This window comes from Azohydromonas aeria (assembly GCF_009760915.1).
GTDB classification, from domain to species: domain Bacteria; phylum Pseudomonadota; class Gammaproteobacteria; order Burkholderiales; family Burkholderiaceae_C; genus Azohydromonas; species Azohydromonas aeria.
In genome coordinates this window covers 19,869-38,004 of sequence record NZ_VIDQ01000073.1, presented here as the reverse complement: position 1 = coordinate 38,004, position 18,136 = coordinate 19,869, and the positions used below count along the sequence as shown (strand labels likewise).

The following is an 18,136-nucleotide window of genomic DNA, read 5'->3' as shown; positions in this document are numbered from 1 at the left end:
CCATGGCCGGCGCGCCGGGGCGTCCCCGCCGCGCCGCTCCCGCCCCGCACCCGCGTCCAACGCCAGGCGCCCGGGACTGCAGCACGAGACAAGACACAGCTCCTCATGAACGAGATCGCCCTCCATCCCCTCGACGCGGCGGCGCTGCGCCGCCGCCTGGACGACCTGCACGAGAAGCAGCCGCCGGCCGACCCGGCCGTGCCGCCGCTGCGCATCGGCATCGCGGACGCCGACGGCGAACTGCTGCACGTGGTCGAGACGGCCCGGCTGCTCGAAGCGGTGCAGGTGTTCGAGGTGCTGGGCGACTACGGCCTGGAGCCGCGCGGGGGCCGGCATCGCACGCGCGACGGGCGGCGGCTGACGCGGCTGTACGCGCCGGGGCGCTGAGCCGGGCGGCCCCCGGCGGGTGACGGGCGGGGGCCTGGCGCCGGGTCACTCCGGCGCGTGCTCAAGGATGAAGCTCAGCGTCGCCAGGTGGTGCGTCATGCGGGCCTTGTGGCCATCAACGGGCGCCGACTCGTGCTCGGCCTTCAGGACATTGAGGCCCTGATTGCGCACCGGGAGCGTGACGCGGCCCTCGGCATCGCAGACGAGCGCGTCGGCATCGGGGTCGGTGACCACGTCCCGCCAGACCCTGGCGCGCGGCAACGGCTTGCCTTCGAAGAGCACCTGCACCGTGAGCGGCTCGTCCTTGTGCCTCGGAAAGGTGGCGCCCACGGGGACGATCTGCAGGGCCAGCCCGGGTGCCGGCGCCAGCGCACCGGCGGGCAGCGCCACCAGGTGCGTCGCGTACTTCAGGTAGCGGCCGCTGACCGCGGCATCGGGCACCTCATCCTGTCCCTTGCCGTGCCACTTCCCAGCGGCGTCGCGCGACCACAGGCCGTTGTTCATGGCCGCGGTCAGCACGGCCGGCTTGTGCGCCAGGTCGACGAAGGCCATGCGGCCTTCGGTCAGCAGCGGCGCCGCGACCGGCTTGCCCGACGCGTCCAGACCGCCGACCGCGGTCAGCTTGGGCAGGCGCTTGACGACGTCGAGGTCCTCGCCGCCGTCGCCATAGACCAGCGCGAGGCTGCCCGCGCGCTGCGCGAACCAGATGCCGTGGGCCTGGGCCAGGCCGCACAGCGAGGCGGCAAGGGCCGCCGCGAGGAGGCGCTGCGTTGCTTTCATGGTCGTGTTCCTGTTCTTCGTGGGGGTTCGGAGCGGGTGGCGCGGCCCCGGCGCCGGGCTGCCGGGTTGCCGGGATCAGGCGCACCGGCGCACGACGCGGGGCCTTGCCGGGGTCAGAAGCGGCCGGTGAGCATGAGGTGCACGCTGCGCGGATTGCCCGGCGCATGCAGGGTTTCCGAGCCGTTCAGCCACACATACTCGTAATACCGGTTTGCGAGATTGCGCACCTGAAGCTCCAGATCGAGCTTGTCACTGAAGCTGTAGACGGCGGACGCGTTCACGAGAAAATACTGGCCGAATTTGTCGGTATTATTCTGCCGGTTCAGATAATAGCTGCTCTGTCCAGCCACCGAGCCCGAGAGGCGCAGCGCATCGGTCACCTTGTAATCGACGCCCAAGTTGTACAGCAGGTGGGGCACGTGATCGATCTCATTGCCCTGCGTGTCAATCGACGCCGCGTCGGCCTTCATGATGACCGCGCGCTGCACGGCCGCGCCGACCCAGATCCCGAGCCGCGCGGTGGGCTGCACGTTCAATTGCAGATCGATCCCGCGGCGCCGGGTTTCGCCGATATTCTCCGAGCTGTTGCTCGGGTCGTTGATCTTTCGGCGCGCTTCGTTCGTCGCATATTGCTGCCACAGCGCGATGCGGCCCTCGACCCACTGCAGGGGACGGAACTTGACGCCCGTTTCCCATCCGGTGTTGATGGAGGGCTCCAGGTCGTTGGCCTGGTTGACCTTGTAGCTCGCCGCGCCGATGCCCACTTGGAACGTCCGGCCCCAGTTGCCGTACACCGAATAGCCATTGTCCAGCTTGTAGACGGCGGAAATCTTCGGCTGGCGGATCAGGCCGTAATCGTTGATGTCAGAATCACGATTATTGAGCGCGTTGGTGAAGCTGCCGGACAGCTTGTCAACCCGATAAGCCGGCGTGATGGTCAGCGCCGCAGTAGGCTTGTAGATGGCCTGGACGAAACCACCGACGGTATTGAAGTCGAATTGCTGGTTCCGGTTGAGTTCCGTTCGCTGCCGGGCGGCGGTGAAGTAGCGCCGATTTTCGTTGTCCTGCCGTTCCGTATCGAGCCCACCGACCACCGTGAACTGGCCGGCCGATGTGGGCGCGGGACGCCACGTCAGGGTCGTGGACGCCCCGACATGGTTTTCGGCGACGATGCGCTCCTGTTGGGAGCTCCCGGCGGAAAAGGTCACGAAGCGGCGGTCATCGATGTCGTTGTTGTAGAGCTGCGCCGTCCAGAACAGCTGGTTGCCCAGGTCGGTCTCCGCCTGCAAGGCCACCTGGCTCATGCGCCGCGTCCCGCCGTCGGTGGCGTTGTGGGGCATCGACTGGTCCCGGTCGGCACGGGCCTGGGCCCGCGTCAGGAAGCCGGGCTCTTCCGCCGTCACATCGTGGTGCCGCACGATCAGGCCATAGCGGCTGTTGCCCGCATCCGGCGAGTAGAACCACTTTCCTGAAAAGCTGAGTTTCTCGGCATCCGAGTGGGCGCGGTAGCCGTTGGTATTCTGGTAAGCGATGGAATAGTTTTGCGAGAAACTGCCGTCGTCAATGCCCACGGCCGCCTGGAGATCCCGGGTAGCGAAGCTGCCATAACCGGCCCGGACGGTCCGATAATTGCCGCCGATCTTCGTCACGATATTGGCGTTGCCGGAAATGTTGTGCAGGCCATACCTGGGGTCATTGGTGCCCCGCACCAGCTCGATCGACTGGATGTCCAGCAGCGGCACCAGGTCGATGTACGGCATCATCCCGTCGTTGGTGTTGCTGGGCACTCCGTCGATCAGCAGCTTGACGGCGTTGATTTCCCCCTCGCCGGTGAAACCCCGCATCGAGATCTTTCCCGACACCGTGCCCTGGCCATACTGCGTCAGCATCACGCCGGGCATTTGCCCGAACAGCTGCCAGTTGTGGTTGACCGCCTGGCTGGAAATCCTGCTCTCCTGCAGCACATCCACCGAGGTGAGCACGTTGCGGGTCGCCAGCGGACCGGTCGCCTGACCGAGAACCGTGATCTGGCCAAGCGTCATGGCCGGTGTGGCGCTGCCATCCGCGGGTTCTTGTGCACTGGCGGACACACCGAATGCCATGCCGATGGCGAGAACGATCTTCTTCTTGCTGGAAACCATTTTGAAAGCTTGGACGCGAAAAGTCCCGGTGGAGAATGAATCCCGAAGGCTGCGCGCGGCGGGCCGGTGGCAGGCAGGGGTTGGAAGCAATTGCCGCGGAGCAGCAGTTGCCGGGGCGAGATGGTTTGGGTTTCGGCATCGCCTGTCGATGCCGGCACTTGTTGGAGCTTTGCCGCGTCGAGGCACGTCACGCCGGCGCCGTGGAGCAGGACCCCTGGTCTTGTTGTTTTCCGGTTGGTGCAGGCCCATGCGCGACCCGTCGCCGATGCCGACCAGGGTGATCCCGGGGCGAAATCCAGCGGGCAGAACTCCATTCCTGTGCTGATGCAGGCGCCGATGCTACCGGGCGTATCAAGGAACGTAAACTACAATGCGAATTAGTCGCATTTAGGAGACAGGGAAGGTATGCGCAAGCTTGCGTCTTGGCTGCATCGGTACGTGGGCCTGACTCTGGCGGGCTTGCTGCTCGTCAGTGGCGGCACGGGAGCCTTCATCACCTTCTCCAAGGAGATCGACGGCGTCCTCAACCCCTCGCTGCGTCAGGTGGAGGCGCGGGCCTCGGCGGTGCCGCTCGACACGCTGGCTGCCAGCGCGCGCGAGGCCCGGCCCGGGGAGGCGCTCCGGCTCATCGTTCTGCCGGCCGCGCCGCGTGACGCGGCCGAGGCCTGGTATGCCGGCAGCCGCATGCGTGCGTACGTCGATCCGTACAGCGGGCAGGTCCTTGGCGTGCGCGACACCCACGACTCGGCCGCAGGGTGGCTCACCGACCTTCACGTCCACCTGATGTCAGGCGATGCGGGAAAGGCGGTCCTGGGCTGGGCCGGCCTGGCGACCCTTGGGTTGATCGCGCTGGGTGTCGGGCTGTGGTGGCCGAAGCGCGGCCGCTGGAAGCAGGCCTTCCAGGTCAAGTGGGGCGCCTCGCCCGTGCGTGTCTGGCTCGACCTGCACAAGCTGGCCGGCGTGCTGGCCGGCGCCTTTCTCGTCGTCATCGCCACCACGGGCAGCGCACTGGCGCTGTACGACGCCGTCACGGAGCCGCTGCTGGCGGCGCTCACGGGGAAAGGGCCGGTGCAGGTGGCACCGAAGTCTTCAGGCAGCGCGGGTGCACCCGCCTCGCTGGACGACATGGTCAGGAAGGCCCGGGCCATCTTCCCGGCGGGACGGGTCACGAGGATCATGCTGCCTGCTCATTCCCAGGCGGCCGTTGCGGTCCGCATGCAACTGCCCGGGGAGGCGCACCAGCTCGGACGCACCTTCGTCTTCTTCGACCAGTACGATGGCCGATTGCTGCGCACCGACGATGTTTTCCAGGCCGGCGCGGCTGCGCGCATCTACAGCTGGCTCTACCCGCTGCACACGGGGTTCTACGGCGGGCTGGTGACGCGGGCACTCAACGTATTGCTCGGGATGTCATTGGCCCTGCTCGCGGCGTCCGGCCTCTGGCTCTGGACGCGCAACCAGCTCGCCAGGAGGCGGGCCGAGCTTCGAAAGCGTGCCCTTCCGAAAGCGGCCCGGACCGCGCCCACGAGCTGACGACCGGCTCGCTTCGGGCCGCGTCCATCGCACGGCGAACGTCGGCGGCCCAGGCGGATGTCCGGATCAGCGCCGCTCGCGCCGCCGGACCGCCGGCAGGCGGAACTCGCGGCCGATCACGGTGCGGGCATAGAGGTATTCGCACAGCACCCGCTCGCCCAGGCGGTCCATGTCGACATGGCCGCCGGCGTCGCACGGAAAGGCGCAGCTGCGGCACGGGTCCTCCAGGGATTCGAAACACAGCTCGTAAACAACGGGCTGCGAGTTCGAGGTGTTCATGGCGCCATCTCCTTCAGCGTCGCCCATGCGGGACGACGGTGCGGACAGGGCAACCGGGCGCATGCCGCGCTGATTGACTGCCGCCGAGGTCAATGGGGATTCGTTCATGGTGCAGCCATGCTAGGAACGCGCCCCGGCGCCACCCAGAGTCAAAGCTCCCTGCGCGGCGGCGACAAATCTCCCGCCGCGCACGGGACATTCCTCCCAGCGCGAATGCAGGGGGAACGGGGTCAAGCTCCCGGTCGCCCGCCGTGCCGGCACCGGGAAGCGCCGCTCACATCCCCGCGTAATTCGGCCCGCCGCCGCCTTCGGGCACGACCCAGGTGACGTTCTGCGCCGGGTCCTTGATGTCGCAGGTCTTGCAGTGCAGGCAGTTCTGGGCGTTGATCTGCAGCCGCTGCGCGCCGCCGCCGCCGCCGTCCGCGCCGCCGACGAACTCGTACACGCCCGCGGGGCAGTAGCGCGCCTCGGGGCCGGCGTAGGTCGCCAGGTTCGTCGCCAGCGGCACCGCCTCGTCGCGCAGCCGCAGGTGCGCGGGCTGGTCCTCGGCGTGATTGGTGTTGCTGATGAAGACGCTGGAGAGCCGGTCGAAGGTCAGCACGCCGTCGGGCTTGGGATAGTCGATGCGCGCGCACTCCGCGGCCGGGCGCAGCGCCAGGTGGTCCGGGCGGTCGCGGCGCAGCGTCCACGGCGGGCTCTTCACGCCCAGCTTCGGCAGCAGCCAGTGCTCGATGCCCGTCATCAGCGCGCCCACGCGCGCGCCCTTCTTGAACCAGGCCTTGAAGTTGCGCGCGGCATGCAGCTCCTCGTGCAGCCAGCTGCGCTCGAAGGCCGCCGGATAGGCCGAGAGCTCGTCGCGGCTGCGCCCGGCCTGCAGCGCCTCGAAGGCGGCCTCGGCCGCGAGCATGCCGGTCTTGATCGCGGCATGGCTGCCCTTGATGCGCGCGGCGTTGAGCGTGCCGGCGTCGCAGCCCACCAGCGCGCCGCCCGGGAACACCAGCCGGGGCAGGCTGGACAGCCCGCCCGCGGCGATGGCGCGCGCGCCGTAGCCGATGCGCCGCCCGCCCTCGATGTGGGCGCGGATGGCGGGGTGCGTCTTCCAGCGCTGCATCTCCTCGAAGGGGCTGAGCCAGGGATTGGCGTAGTCCAGCCCGGTAACGAAGCCCAGCGTCACGCGGTTGCCTTCCAGGTGGTAGAGGAAGCCGCCGCCGTAGGTGCCGGCGTCCAGCGGCCAGCCGGCGGTGTGCACCACGCGTCCGGGCTGCGCCTTCTCCGGCGGGACTTCCCACAGCTCCTTGATGCCCAGCGCCCAGCTTTGCGGGTCGCGCCCGGCGTCGAGCTCGAAACGCCCGATGAGCGCCTTGCCCAGGTGGCCGCGCGCGCCCTCGGCGAAGACGGTGTAGCGGGCGTTCAGTTCCATGCCGAGCTGGAACTCGGCCGTGGGCTCGCCGTCCTTGCCGAGGCCCATGTGGCCGGTGGCCACGCCGCGCACGGCACCGGCGTCGTCGTACAGCACTTCCGCGGCGGCGAAGCCGGGAAAGATCTCCACGCCCAGGCCTTCGGCCTGCTCGGCCAGCCATTTCACGACGCTGCCCAGCGCCACGACGTAGCAGCCCTGGTTGTGGAAGTTGCGCGGCACCAGCGCGTCGGGCGTGCGCCGCGCGGCCGTGGCCGTGAGGAACAGCACGTCGTCGCCGGTGACCGGCTGGTTGAGAGGCGCACCTTGCGCCTGCCAGTCGGGCAGCAGCTCGGTGAGGGCGCGCGGGTCCATGACCGCGCCGGAGAGGGTGTGCGCACCGGCCTCGGAGCCCTTCTCCAGCACGGCCACGGAAACGTCGGCGCCTGCCTCGGCGGCGAGCTGCTTGAGCCGGATGGCCGTGGCCAGCCCGGCCGGCCCGGCCCCGACCACGACCACGTCGTAGTCCATGGTCTCGCGCGGGCCGTATTGCTCGATCAGGTGGGCAGGGGTGGTCATGGCGGGGTCTCCCAGATGAATTTGTGCGAACGGTGTTTTCTTCAGGACATGGACCCGCATGCGCACCGGCATGCAGGCGGTCAGCTCACCAAGTCGTCATTCCGGCGAAAGCCGGAATCCACGAACGCCGGGCGGCATCGCAGCCGGCGTGGATCCCGGCTTTCGCCGGGATGACGGTATTTCTTCTACGGCCGGCGCAGCAGCAGTCGGCGCGGATTCACGCCCACTCCACCCCCGCCGCCAGCATGTAGCCCGCGCCGTACACGGTCTTGATCAGCTTCGGGTTCTGCGGGTCGGCTTCGAGCTTGCGGCGCAGGCGCGAGATGCGCACGTCGATGCTGCGGTCCAGCGGCGAGAGCTCGCGCGTGCCCATCAGCTGCTCGCGCGTGAGGATCTGGTGCGGGCGCTCCAGGAAGGCGCGCAGCACCTGTGTCTCGGCCGTGCCCAGCAGCGTCTCGGTGCCGTCGGGCGCGCGCAGCAGGTTCGCGGCGCAGTCCAGGCTCCAGCCGGCAAAGCGCGCATGGCGGCGTTGCATGCCTGCCGTGCCGGCGCTGCCCAGGCCGCGCCGGCGCAGGATGCTGCGTACCCGCGCCACCAGCTCGCGCGGCTCGAAGGGCTTCATCACGTAGTCGTCGCCGCCGCCTTCGAGCGCCATGACGCGGTCCACCGTGTGGCCACGGCCGGTGAGCACCAGCACGCCGCAGTTGCAGCGCCGCGCGAGCTCGCGCACCAGCTCGATGCCGTCCATGTCCGGCAGCCCCAGGTCCACGATGCACAGGTCGGGCCGCTCGGACTGCAGCCGCCGCAGCACGCCCGCGGCGTTGCCGAAGCTCTCGCACGCAAAGCCGAAGTCGCGCAGCGCGCGCTCCACCAGCCGCGACACCTCGGCATCGTCCTCGACGATGTAGACCAGCGCCGCCGCCGTCCCGGCCATGGCCTCGTCTTCAGCCATGCAGCGCTCCCGCCGCCCGCGCCGCGCCGGATGCGGGCGCTGGTTGCGCCGGCACCTGCCGCTGCAGGAAGTCCGCCAGCTGCCGCTTCGTGAACGGCTTCCCGAGCATCGGCACGTCGCCGGGGACGCTCGCTTCGCCCGGGACGTAGCCGCTCATCAGCGCCACGCGCGGCACGCCCTGCGCCAGCGCCCGGCGCGCCACCTCGCGCCCGTCCACGCCGCCGGGCATGACCACGTCCGACAGCACGAGGTCCAGCCGCGGCGCGTGCTCCAGCATGCGCAGCGCCTCCACGCCGTTCTCGGCCTCCAGCACCGCGAAGCCCAGCTCCACCAGCGCGCGGCGCACGACCTTGCGCACCTCGGCATCGTCCTCCACCAGCAGCGCCAGCGACTGCGCCGGGTCGGCACGGTGGCCGCTGTCGCAGCAGGCGTCGGCCAGCAGGCTCGCCACCGCGCTGCGCGCCACCGGCAGCCACAGCGTCACGGTGGTGCCCGCGCCCGGCGCGCTGTCGATGGCCACCGCCCCTTCGGACTGGCGCACGAAGCCGTACACCATCGACATGCCCAGCCCCGTGCCGGCGCCGGGGCGCTTGGTGGTGAAGAAGGGCTCGAACACGCGCGAGCGGGTGGCCGCGTCCATGCCGTGGCCATCGTCGCGCACGGCGATGCGGATGTAGTGCCCGGGCTGCGCCTGCAGCTCCTGCGCGCGCTGCGGCGCCAGCGTGTCGGCGCGCACCGTCACCGTCACGTGCCGGGCCTGCGCGTCGCGCGAGTTCAGCACCAGGTTGACCAGCGCGTCCTGCAGGTGGCTGGCATCGACCCAGGCCCACAGCGGCAGCTCGCCCGCGTCCAGCCGCAGCTCCATGCCTTCGGGCAGCGAGCGGCGCAGGAGGTTGACGACGGTCTGCACCAGGGGCGCCACTTCGGCGGCTTGCGCCTCCAGCGGCTGGCGCCTGGCGAAGCCCAGCAGCGCGCGGATCAGCTCCGCGCCGCGCCGCGCCGCGGCCAGCGCCGGGTCGATGAACTCGGCCACGCTGTCGTCCTGATGCACCTCGCGCAGCGCGCCCAGGTTGCCGATGATGACCGTGAGCATGTTGTTGAAGTCGTGCGCCAGGCCGCCGGTGAGCTGGCCCAGCGCTTCCATCTTCTGCGCCTGCGACAGCAGCTCCTGCGCGCGGCGCAGCTCGGAGACGTCGAAGGTCAGCTCGAAGCAGCCGATCACGCTGCCGTCGGCCGCCTTCTCCGGGATGAGCGTGGTGCGCGCGGTGCGCACGCGCCCGTCCACGCAGCGCGCCTCGTACTCGTAGCTCACGGGCTCGCCGGCGAAGGCGCGCGCCACGTTGTGGCGGATGCTGGCGTAGGTCTCGCGGCCCAGGTACTCGCGCGCGCTGATGCGGTCCAGGTGCGCCGGGTCGAGGCCGAACCACTCCTGGTAGCCGCGGTTGATGTAGCGGTAGGCCTTCTTCGCGTCGAAGTAGGCGATCAGGGCGGGCAGCGAGTCGGTGATGAGGCGCATCTGCGCCTCGCTCAGGCGCAGCTCGCTGGTGCGCTCGGCCACGCGCCGCTCCAGCTCGGCTGCCTGCTGCGCGGCCTGCGCCTCGGCGCGGCGCTGCGCCGTGACGTCGGAATAGACGGTGATGAAGCCGATGCCCGGCACCGGCACGCCGCGCACGCGCAGCACCTGCCCGTCGGGGCGGGTGCGCTCGAACTCGTGCGGCTCCAGGCGCCGCGCCGCGGCCACGCGCTCGGCCACCTGCGCTTCCACGTCGCCCGGGCCGTACTCGCCGCGCTCGGCATTGAAGCGGATGAAGCTCTCGAAGGGTGCGCCGACGCGCACCAGGTGCTCGGGAAAGCCGAGCAGCGTCACGAAGGCGCGGTTCCAGCCCAGCAGCCGCAGCTCGCCGTCGATGAGGCTGAAACCCTGGTCGATGACGTCCAGGGCCGCGCGCAGCGCGTCCTGGCCGCGCGGGCTGTCGCCGGGCGCCGTCGCTTGAGCATCCATCGCAGACCCCATCGAAGCTTGCATGGCGCCGATTCTAGGGAGGCGCTTCCCCCCGGAAGGGCGATGCAAACATTCGTCATATTTGCTCGGCAGTCCTGAAAAGGTCCTTCGCCATCCTTCAGCCCGGCGCCGCGGCCCTGGTCGGCCCGGCAACGCTTGGAGGAGAGAAGACATGACCCGGATCAATCCGTACTCGGTGGGGCTGGACAGGAACGCGGCGAACTTCGTCGCGCTGTCGCCGCTGAGCTTCATCGAGCGCGCGGCGCTGGTGTATCCGCAGCGCACCGCGACCCTCTACGGCGCGCAGCGCCAGGACTGGCAGACCACCTACGAGCGCTGCCGCCGCCTGGCCAGCGCGCTGCAGCGCCGCGGCGTGCAGGCCGGCGACACGGTGGCGGCGATGCTGCCCAACACGCCGGCGATGTTCGAGGCCCACTTCGGCGTGCCGATGAGCGGCGCCGTGCTCAACACCCTCAACACCCGGCTCGACGCCGAGGCCATCGCGTTCATGCTGCAGCACGGCGAGGCCAGGGTGCTGCTCACCGACCGCGAGTTCTCCGGCGTGGTTGCACGCGCACTCGAATTGATCGGCGACAAGCGCCCGCTGGTGGTCGAGGTCGAGGACGAGACCGCGCCTGCCGGCGCGCGCCTGGGAGAGATCACCTATGAGGAGCTGCTGGCCGGGGGTGACGCCGCCTTCGCCTGGGCGCTGCCCGGCGACGAGTGGGACGCCATCGCGCTGAACTACACGTCGGGGACCACCGGCAACCCCAAGGGCGTGGTCACGCACCACCGCGGCGCCTACCTCAACGCCGCCAACAACGTCATCGCCTGGAGCCTGCCGCACCATCCGGTGTACCTGTGGACGCTGCCGATGTTCCACTGCAACGGCTGGTGCTTCCCCTGGACCATGGCGCTGGTGGCCGGCACCAGCGTGTGCCTGCGCAAGGTCGATCCGCTGCAGATCTGGCCGCTCATGCGCGAGCACGGCGTCACGCACCTGTGCGGCGCGCCCATCGTCTATTCGATGCTCATCAACGCCCCGGCCGAGCTGCGCCAGGGCTTGCCCCGCGTGGTGCGCGGGCTCATCGCCGGCGCGCCGCCGCCGGCGGCCGTCATTGAAGGCTGCGAGGCCGCGGGCATCGAGATCACGCACGTCTACGGCCTGACCGAGGTCTACGGCCCGGCCGCGGTGTGCGCCAAGCAGGAGCACTGGGCCACGCTGCCGGCGCATGAGCGCGCGCGGCTGAACGGCCGCCAGGGCGTGCCCTACCCGCTGCAGCAGGCCATTGCCGTGCTCGACCCCGACACGCTGCAGAGCGTGCCCGCCGACGGCGAGACCATGGGCGAGATCTGCTTCCGCGGCAACGTGGTGATGAAGGGCTACCTCAAGAACCCGGGCGCCACGGCGGAAGCCTTTGCAGGGGGCTGGTTCCACACCGGCGACCTGGCCGTGATGCACCCCGACGGCTACGTCAAGATCAAGGACCGCAGCAAGGACATCATCATCTCGGGCGGCGAGAACATCAGCTCCATCGAGGTCGAGGACGTGCTGCACCGCCACCCCGACGTGATGCTGGCCTCGGTCGTGGCGCTGCCCGACGAGAAGTGGGGCGAGGTGCCCTGCGCCTTCGTCGAGATGAAGCCCGGCGCGCCCACCGTCACCGAGGCCGAGCTCATCGAGTTCTGCCGCGGCCACCTCGCGCGCTTCAAGGTCCCGAAGCGCATCGTCTTCGCCGAGGTGCCCAAGACCTCCACCGGAAAGATCCAGAAGTTTCTGTTGCGTCAACGTGCCAAGTCGGCCAGCGCGATCGAATAAGGCTGGGGCAAGGTGCGGGCGCAATGATTGCGTCCGCAGCGAATCTTTCGATTTTCTTACTATGGAGGTGATTCGATGAAGACTGCAGACGTGTACCGCCGGGTCGAGAACGACCCGGTCTTCCAGGAGCTGGTGGCCAGGCGCAGCCGGCTGGCGGTGACGCTGTCGGCCGTGGTGCTGGTGGCCTACTACGCCTTCATGGCGGTGGTGGCGTTCGCGCCCGAGGTGTTCGGCCAGCCGCTGTGGGAGGGCAGCGCCCTGACCATCGGCGCGCCCATCGGCGCGCTGCTGATCATCGTGTCGTGGCTGCTCACGGGGCTGTACGTCTCGCGCGCCAACGGCGAGTTCGACCGCATGACGCAAGAGATCGTGGAGCGCAACGCATGAGCACGCTGGGCAAGACACTGGGCGCGCTGGCGCTCGCCGCCGCCAGCGGCGCGGCCTTCGCGGGCGACGCCATCGGCGAGGCGCAGAAGCAGCCGCTGAACCTCACGGCCATCGCCATGTTCGTGGCCTTCGTGCTGCTGACGCTGGGCATCACGTACTGGGCCGCGCGGCGCACCCGCTCGGCCGCCGACTTCTACACCGCCGGCGGCGGCATCACGGGCTTCCAGAACGGGCTGGCCATCGCGGGCGACTACATGTCGGCCGCGACGCTGCTGGGCCTGAGCTCGATGGTGTTCATGCGCGGCTTCGACGGCTTCGTCTACATCATCAGCTTCTTCGTGGGCTGGCCGGTGATCCTGTTCCTGCTGGCCGAGCGGCTGCGCAACCTGGGCCGCTTCACCTTCGCCGACATCGCCTCGTACCGGCTCGACCAGAACCGCATCCGCACCTTCGCGGCCTGCGGCTCGCTCACGGTCGTGATCTTCTACCTGATCGTGCAGATGGTCGGCGCGGGGCAGCTCATCAAGCTGCTGTTCGGCCTGGACTATGCCGTGGCGGTGGCGCTGGTGGGCGTGCTGATGGTGGTGTACGTCACCTTCGGCGGCATGATCGCCACGACCTGGGTGCAGATCGTCAAGGCGGTGATGCTGCTGGCCGGCGGCCTGATCATGCTGGTGCTGGCCATGGGCCACTTCGGCTTCAACATCGAGACGCTGGCCTCGCAGGCCGTGGCCGCGCACAAGAGCGGCGCGGCCATCATGCGCCCGGGCAGCCTGCTGGCCGACCCCGTGACGGCCGTGTCGCTGTCGCTGGGCCTGGTGTTCGGCACCGCCGCGCTGCCGCACATCATGATGCGCTTCTTCACCGTGCCCAACGCCAAGGAGGCGCGCAAGTCGGTCTTCGTGGCCAGCGGCTTCATCGGCCTGTTCTTCCTGGTGGTGTGCCTGCTGGGGCTGGCGGCGATCGTGATCGTGGGCCGGGACCCGCAGTTCTACGAGGGCGGTCAGGTCGGCGGCGCGCTCATCGGCGGCAACAACATGCCGGTGATGCACCTGGCCAAGGCCGTGGGCGGCGACCTGCTGCTGGGCTTCCTCTCGGCCGTGGCCTTCGCCACCATCCTCGCCGTGGTCTCGGGCCTGGCCCTGGCCGGCGCCTCCGCCATCGCGCACGACATCTACGCCCGCGTCATCAAGGGCGGCAAGTGCACCGAGGCGGAGGAGATGAAGGTCTCCAAGCGCTGCTCGCTGGCGCTGGGCGTGCTGGCCGTGGTGCTGGGCATCGCCTTCGAGAAGCAGAACGTCGCCTTCCTGGTGGGCCTGACCTTCGGCATCGCGGCCTCGGCCAACTTCCCCGTGCTGGTGCTGTCGATCTATTGGAAGGGCCTGACCACGCGCGGCGCGCTGGTGGGCGGCGTCATCGGGCTGGTCTCGGCCGTGACCTTCGTGGTGCTGTCCAAGGCGGTGTGGGTGGTGGTGCTGGGCAACAAGGCGCCGATCTTCCCGTACGAGCAGCCGGCCCTCTTCTCGATGCCGCTGGCCTTCTTCTTCACCTGGCTGTTCTCCGTCACCGACAAGAGCGCCCGGGCCCAGAAGGAAATCGCCGGCTTCCGCGACCAGTACGTGCGCGCCCAGACCGGCATCGGTGCCGCGGCGGCCAGCGCGCATTGACCTGCGACATGCCCTAGCGACCCAAGACGCCCCGTCATGCCGGCGCCCGCCGGCATCCACACCCCGGCCGGGCCGATGCCCGGCGCTCGTGGATCCCGGCCCGCGCCGGGATGGCGGGGCGCAGCTTTTTCGGCGCCGGCCTCGAGGGCCGACGCCACCCCCAGTCCGTCTTTTCAGGAGCCATCACGATGTCCACCTACAGCGCCCCGCTGCGCGACATGCTGTTCACGATGAAGGAGGTCGGCGAGCTCGACGCGGTCTGCGCGCAGCCCGGCTTCGAGGACTGCCCGGCCGACCTGGTCGAGTCGATCCTGGAAGAGGCGGGCAAGTTCGCCGCCGGCGTGCTCGACCCGATCAACCGCATCGGCGACACGCAGGGAGCGCGCTGGAGCGAGGGCGGCGTCGTGCGCGCGGCCGACGGCTTCAGGGAGGCCTACGCCAGCTTCTGCGAGACCGGCTGGAACGGCATGCCCGCGTCCACCGAGTTCGGCGGACAAGGGCTGCCCACGCTGGTGTCCACCGCGGTGCTGGAGATGTGGAAGTCCACGAACCACGCCTTCAGCCTGTGCCAGATGCTCACGCTGGGCGCGGTCGAGGCCATCTCGCACCACGGCAGCGAGGCGCTCAAGCAGCGCTACCTGCCGGCCATGGTCGAGGGCCGCTGGACCGGCACCATGAACATCACCGAGCCGCAGGCCGGCTCGGACCTGTCCGTGATTCGCTCGAAGGCCGTGCCCGAAGGCGACCACTACCGCATCAGCGGCCAGAAGATCTTCATCACCTGGGGCGAGCACAACCTCGCCGAGAACATCATCCACCTCGTGCTGGCGCGGCTGCCGGATGCGCCCGCGGGCGTGAAGGGCCTGTCGCTGTTCCTGTGCCCGAAGTTCCTCGTCAACGAGGACGGCTCGCTGGGCGCGCGCAACGACCTGCTTTGCACCTCGCTGGAGCACAAACTGGGCATCCACGGCAGCCCCACGGCCTCGATGAGCTTCGGCGACAACGGCGGCGCCATCGGCTGGCTGGTGGGCGAGCCCGGCGCGGGCCTGGCCTGCATGTTCACGATGATGAACCACGCGCGGCTCAACGTCGGCCTCGAAGGCCTGGGCGTGTCCGAGCGCGCCTACCAGCACGCCCGCGCCTACGCGCTGGAGCGGGTGCAGGGCCGCACCGCCACGGGCAGCAAGACCATCATCGGCCACCCCGACGTGCGCCGCATGCTCATGGACATGAAGGCCAGGACCGAGGCCGCGCGCGCCCTGGCCTACTTCTGCGCCGGCCAGATGGACCGCGCGCACGGCAGCGCCGACGACACGCAGCGCGCGCGCAGCCAGGCGCTGGTGGAGCTGCTCACGCCGGTGGTCAAGGGCTGGTGCACCGACAACGCGCTGGGCATCGCCAGCGACGGCGTGCAGGTGCACGGCGGCATGGGCTTCGTCGAGGAAACGGGCGCTGCCCAATATCTCCGTGATGCCCGCATCACCACCATCTACGAGGGCACCACCGGCATCCAGGCCAACGACCTGATCGGGCGCAAGATCGCGCGCGAAGGCGGCAAGACCATCAAGGCGCTGCTCTCCCGCATGGACGGCGACGCGCGCCGGCTGCTTGACAGCCATGACGCGGCGGTGGCCCAGGCCGGGCAGGCGCTGCACGGCGCGGTGCACGCGCTGGAGACGGCCGTGGACTGGCTGCTGGCGCACAGCGCCGGCCAGCCCGCGCAATGCGCCGCCGGCGCGGTGCCCTTCCTGCGCCTGGCCGGCACGGTCATCGGCGGATGGCTGATGGCGCGGCTGGCCGATGCGGCCGCAACGCAGCTGGCCGCGGGCGAGGGCGACGCCGCGTACCTGCGCGCCAAGGTCGCCACCGCGCGCCACTACGCGGCGCACGTGCTGGTGCAGGCGCCGTCCCTGCGCGACACCGTGCTGCACGGCGCCGACACCACGCTGGCGCTGGCCGACGACCAGTTCTGATCCGGAAGGCAACCCATGAACCCGCTCAACGGCTACGACATCGAGGACCTGCAGCCCGGCATGCAGGCCACCTATTCCAAGACCATCACCGAGGCCGACATCGTGCTGTTCGCCGCCGTTTCCGGCGACAACAACGCCGTGCACACCAACGAGGAGTTCGCCGCGACGACGCGCTTCGGCGGCCGCATCGCGCACGGCTTCCTCACCGCCAGCGTGATCTCGGCGGCGGTGGCGAACCGGCTGCCCGGGCCGGGCGCGGTCTACCTTGGCCAGCAGATGCGCTTTCGCGCCCCGGTGCGCCCGGGCGACACGGTGCACGCCACGGTGAGGGTGCTGTCGGTGGACCTGGCGAAGGCGCGCGCGGTGCTGGCCACCGAGTGCCGGGTGAAGGGCGTGGTCGTCATCGACGGCGAGGCCACGGTCATGACCACCTCGGCGGCGGCGCGGCGCGCGACCGAGGCGGCGCAAGAGAAGGCAGCTGCAACCGACGAAGTGAAGGAGGCCGCATGAAGGTCCTGGTGTGTGTGAAGCGTGTCGTTGACTACAACGTCAAGGTGCGCGTGAAGGGCGACGGCTCGGGCATGGACCTGGCCGGCGTGAAGATGAGCATGAACCCCTTCGACGAGATCGCCGTCGAGGAGGCCGTGCGCCTGAAGGAGAAGGGCGCCGCGACCGAGGTCGTGGCCGTGTCCTGCGGCGTGGCGCAGTGCCAGGAGACGCTGCGCACCGCCCTGGCCATCGGCGCGGACCGCGCCATCCTGGTCGAGACCGATGCCGAGCTGCAGCCGCTGGCCGTGGCCAGGATCCTCAAGGCGCTCATCGACAAGGAACAGCCGGGCCTGGTGATCCTGGGCAAGCAGGCCATCGACGACGACTGCAACCAGGTCGGCCAGATGCTGGCGGCCCTGGCCGACCTGCCGCAGGCGACCTTCGCGTCGCGGATCGAGGTCGGCGACAACCAGGCGCGGGTGACGCGCGAGGTCGATGGCGGGCTGGAGACGCTGAGCGTGAAGCTGCCGGCCGTGGTGACCACCGACCTGCGCCTGAACGAGCCGCGCTACGTGACGCTGCCCAACATCATGAAGGCCAAGAAGAAGCCGCTGGAGAACGTCAAGCCGGCCGACCTGGGCGTGGACGTGACGCCGCGGCTGAAGACGCTCAAGGTCAGCGAGCCGCCCAAGCGCGGCGCCGGCGTGAAGGTGCCCGACGTGGCCACCCTCGTGGACAAGCTCAAGAACGAAGCCAAGGTGATCTGACATGACCGCACTCGTCATCGCCGAACACGACAACGCGAGCCTGAAGGCCGCGACCCTGAACACCGTCACCGCCGCGCTGGCTTGCGGCGGCGAGGTGCATGTGCTGGTGGCCGGCGAGAACGCCGCCGCCGTGGCGCAGGCCGCCGCGCAGATCGCAGGCGTGGCCAAGGTGCTGCACGCCGACTCGCCGGCACTCGGCACGCAACTGGCTGAGAACGTCGCGGCGCAGGTGCTGGCCATGGCACCGGCCTACAGCCACATCCTGTTCCCCTCGACGGCGGCCGGCCGCAACGCCGCGCCGCGCGTGGCCGCGAAGCTGGACGTGGCGCAGCTCAGCGACGTCACGAAGGTGCTGTCCGCGGACACCTTCGAGCGGCCCATCTATGCCGGCAATGCCATCGCCACGGTGCAGAGCGGCGATGCCGTGAAGGTCATCACCGTGCGCACCACGGGCTTTGACGCGGCGCCGGCCACCGGTGGCAGCGCGGCCGTTGAAACCATCCCGGCCGTCGCTGACAGCGGCCAGAGCGCCTTCGTCGGCCGCGAGCTGACCAGGAGCGACCGGCCCGAGCTGACGGCGGCCAAGATCATCGTCAGCGGCGGCCGGGCGCTGGGCTCGGCTGAAAAATTCACGGAAGTGCTCACGCCGCTGGCGGACAAATTGGGCGCCGCGCTGGGTGCCAGCCGCGCCGCGGTGGACGCCGGTTACGCCCCCAACGACTGGCAGGTGGGCCAGACCGGCAAGATCGTGGCGCCGGCCCTCTACATCGCCTGCGGCATCTCGGGCGCGATCCAGCACCTGGCGGGCATGAAGGACTCCAAGGTGATCGTGGCGATCAACAAGGACCCGGAGGCGCCGATCTTCTCGGTGGCCGACTACAGCCTGGAGGCGGACGTGTTCGAGGCGGTGCCGCAGTTGGTGGCGGCACTGGGTTGAGCCGAAGCGCCGTCCCGAGGGGGTAAGGTGCTCGGTTTCAGCGGAGCA

Annotated in this window: 15 protein-coding genes; 9 read left to right on the top strand and 6 right to left on the bottom strand. The window is 69.8% G+C overall.

Annotated features, from left to right (window positions below; translation table 11 throughout):
- The first annotated feature begins 105 nt into the window (after positions 1-105).
- Positions 106-387, top strand: a complete 282-nt coding sequence (locus tag FJ694_RS28900; RefSeq protein WP_157270999.1) for a hypothetical protein — start codon at positions 106-108, stop codon at positions 385-387.
- Between the two features lie 45 nt (positions 388-432).
- On the opposite strand, the gene FJ694_RS28895 is transcribed toward FJ694_RS28900, so the two are convergent.
- The gene (locus tag FJ694_RS28895; protein WP_157270998.1) at positions 433-1,167 is read right to left on the bottom strand and encodes a DUF4198 domain-containing protein; all 735 of its coding nucleotides are present in this window, start codon (positions 1,165-1,167) and stop codon (positions 433-435) included.
- 113 nt (positions 1,168-1,280) lie between these two features.
- Positions 1,281-3,308: a TonB-dependent receptor gene (locus FJ694_RS28890; protein ID WP_157270997.1), complete on the bottom strand. Its 2,028-nt coding sequence runs from the start codon at positions 3,306-3,308 to the stop codon at positions 1,281-1,283.
- 405 nt (positions 3,309-3,713) lie between these two features.
- Between FJ694_RS28890 and FJ694_RS28885 the strand changes: the two genes are divergently transcribed.
- The gene (locus tag FJ694_RS28885) at positions 3,714-4,841 is read left to right on the top strand and encodes a PepSY-associated TM helix domain-containing protein (RefSeq protein ID WP_157270996.1); all 1,128 of its coding nucleotides are present in this window, start codon (positions 3,714-3,716) and stop codon (positions 4,839-4,841) included.
- A 66-nt stretch (positions 4,842-4,907) separates the two neighbouring features.
- On the opposite strand, the gene FJ694_RS28880 is transcribed toward FJ694_RS28885, so the two are convergent.
- The 4 genes from FJ694_RS28880 to FJ694_RS28865 form a co-directional block, all read right to left on the bottom strand.
- Positions 4,908-5,120: a hypothetical protein gene (locus FJ694_RS28880; RefSeq protein ID WP_157270995.1), complete on the bottom strand. Its 213-nt coding sequence runs from the start codon at positions 5,118-5,120 to the stop codon at positions 4,908-4,910.
- A gap of 274 nt (positions 5,121-5,394) precedes the next feature.
- Positions 5,395-7,095 (bottom strand): electron transfer flavoprotein-ubiquinone oxidoreductase, encoded by a 1,701-nt coding sequence (locus FJ694_RS28875; protein ID WP_157270994.1) that lies wholly within the window; start codon positions 7,093-7,095, stop codon positions 5,395-5,397.
- 217 nt (positions 7,096-7,312) lie between these two features.
- On the bottom strand, positions 7,313-8,047 hold the full coding sequence (locus FJ694_RS28870) for a response regulator transcription factor (protein ID WP_198321052.1): 735 nt from the start codon (positions 8,045-8,047) through the stop codon (positions 7,313-7,315).
- Positions 8,040-10,073 carry a PAS-domain containing protein gene (locus tag FJ694_RS28865; RefSeq protein ID WP_232540271.1) on the bottom strand — a complete coding sequence of 678 codons (2,034 nt, stop codon included), beginning with the start codon at positions 10,071-10,073 and terminating at the stop codon, positions 8,040-8,042. The genes FJ694_RS28870 and FJ694_RS28865 overlap by 8 nt, the downstream gene beginning before the upstream one ends.
- A gap of 148 nt (positions 10,074-10,221) precedes the next feature.
- Here FJ694_RS28865 and FJ694_RS28860 point away from each other — a divergent pair, with 148 nt between their 5' ends.
- The 7 genes from FJ694_RS28860 to FJ694_RS28830 all read left to right on the top strand — a co-directional run bounded on the left by FJ694_RS28860 (position 10,222) and on the right by FJ694_RS28830 (position 18,088).
- Positions 10,222-11,868, top strand: a complete 1,647-nt coding sequence (locus tag FJ694_RS28860; RefSeq protein ID WP_157270993.1) for an acyl-CoA synthetase — start codon at positions 10,222-10,224, stop codon at positions 11,866-11,868.
- 75 nt (positions 11,869-11,943) lie between these two features.
- On the top strand, positions 11,944-12,255 hold the full coding sequence (locus FJ694_RS28855; RefSeq protein WP_157270992.1) for a DUF485 domain-containing protein: 312 nt from the start codon (positions 11,944-11,946) through the stop codon (positions 12,253-12,255).
- Positions 12,252-13,922 (top strand): cation acetate symporter, encoded by a 1,671-nt coding sequence (locus tag FJ694_RS28850; RefSeq protein ID WP_157270991.1) that lies wholly within the window; start codon positions 12,252-12,254, stop codon positions 13,920-13,922. The genes FJ694_RS28855 and FJ694_RS28850 overlap by 4 nt, the downstream gene beginning before the upstream one ends.
- A 188-nt stretch (positions 13,923-14,110) precedes the next feature.
- Positions 14,111-15,895, top strand: coding sequence for an acyl-CoA dehydrogenase (locus FJ694_RS28845; protein WP_157270990.1), 1,785 nt, complete (start codon positions 14,111-14,113; stop codon positions 15,893-15,895).
- 15 nt (positions 15,896-15,910) lie between these two features.
- Positions 15,911-16,405, top strand: coding sequence for a MaoC family dehydratase (locus FJ694_RS28840; protein ID WP_157270989.1), 495 nt, complete (start codon positions 15,911-15,913; stop codon positions 16,403-16,405).
- Entirely contained in the window at positions 16,402-17,151 is a 750-nt protein-coding gene (locus FJ694_RS28835) for an electron transfer flavoprotein subunit beta/FixA family protein (protein WP_157270988.1), read from the top strand. Before FJ694_RS28840 ends, FJ694_RS28835 begins: the two co-directional genes overlap by 4 nt.
- A gap of 1 nt (position 17,152) precedes the next feature.
- Positions 17,153-18,088: an electron transfer flavoprotein subunit alpha/FixB family protein gene (locus FJ694_RS28830; protein ID WP_157270987.1), complete on the top strand. Its 936-nt coding sequence runs from the start codon at positions 17,153-17,155 to the stop codon at positions 18,086-18,088.
- Positions 18,089-18,136 lie beyond the last annotated feature (48 nt).

Bases quoted from the DNA above. Each gene is read 5' to 3' on its own strand.
- FJ694_RS28830 (WP_157270987.1), top strand. From the start codon at position 17,153: ATGACCGCACTCGTCATCGCCGAACACGACAACGCGAGCCTGAAGGCC.
- FJ694_RS28855 (WP_157270992.1), top strand. From the start codon at position 11,944: ATGAAGACTGCAGACGTGTACCGCCGGGTCGAGAACGACCCGGTCTTC.
- FJ694_RS28840 (WP_157270989.1), top strand. From the start codon at position 15,911: ATGAACCCGCTCAACGGCTACGACATCGAGGACCTGCAGCCCGGCATG.
- FJ694_RS28860 (WP_157270993.1), top strand. From the start codon at position 10,222: ATGACCCGGATCAATCCGTACTCGGTGGGGCTGGACAGGAACGCGGCG.
- FJ694_RS28845 (WP_157270990.1), top strand. From the start codon at position 14,111: ATGTCCACCTACAGCGCCCCGCTGCGCGACATGCTGTTCACGATGAAG.
- FJ694_RS28900 (WP_157270999.1), top strand. From the start codon at position 106: ATGAACGAGATCGCCCTCCATCCCCTCGACGCGGCGGCGCTGCGCCGC.
- FJ694_RS28865 (WP_232540271.1), bottom strand. From the start codon at position 10,073: ATGCAAGCTTCGATGGGGTCTGCGATGGATGCTCAAGCGACGGCGCCC.
- FJ694_RS28880 (WP_157270995.1), bottom strand. From the start codon at position 5,120: ATGAACACCTCGAACTCGCAGCCCGTTGTTTACGAGCTGTGTTTCGAA.
- FJ694_RS28895 (WP_157270998.1), bottom strand. From the start codon at position 1,167: ATGAAAGCAACGCAGCGCCTCCTCGCGGCGGCCCTTGCCGCCTCGCTG.
- FJ694_RS28850 (WP_157270991.1), top strand. From the start codon at position 12,252: ATGAGCACGCTGGGCAAGACACTGGGCGCGCTGGCGCTCGCCGCCGCC.
- FJ694_RS28875 (WP_157270994.1), bottom strand. From the start codon at position 7,095: ATGACCACCCCTGCCCACCTGATCGAGCAATACGGCCCGCGCGAGACC.
- FJ694_RS28885 (WP_157270996.1), top strand. From the start codon at position 3,714: ATGCGCAAGCTTGCGTCTTGGCTGCATCGGTACGTGGGCCTGACTCTG.
- FJ694_RS28870 (WP_198321052.1), bottom strand. From the start codon at position 8,047: ATGGCTGAAGACGAGGCCATGGCCGGGACGGCGGCGGCGCTGGTCTAC.
- FJ694_RS28835 (WP_157270988.1), top strand. From the start codon at position 16,402: ATGAAGGTCCTGGTGTGTGTGAAGCGTGTCGTTGACTACAACGTCAAG.
- FJ694_RS28890 (WP_157270997.1), bottom strand. From the start codon at position 3,308: ATGGTTTCCAGCAAGAAGAAGATCGTTCTCGCCATCGGCATGGCATTC.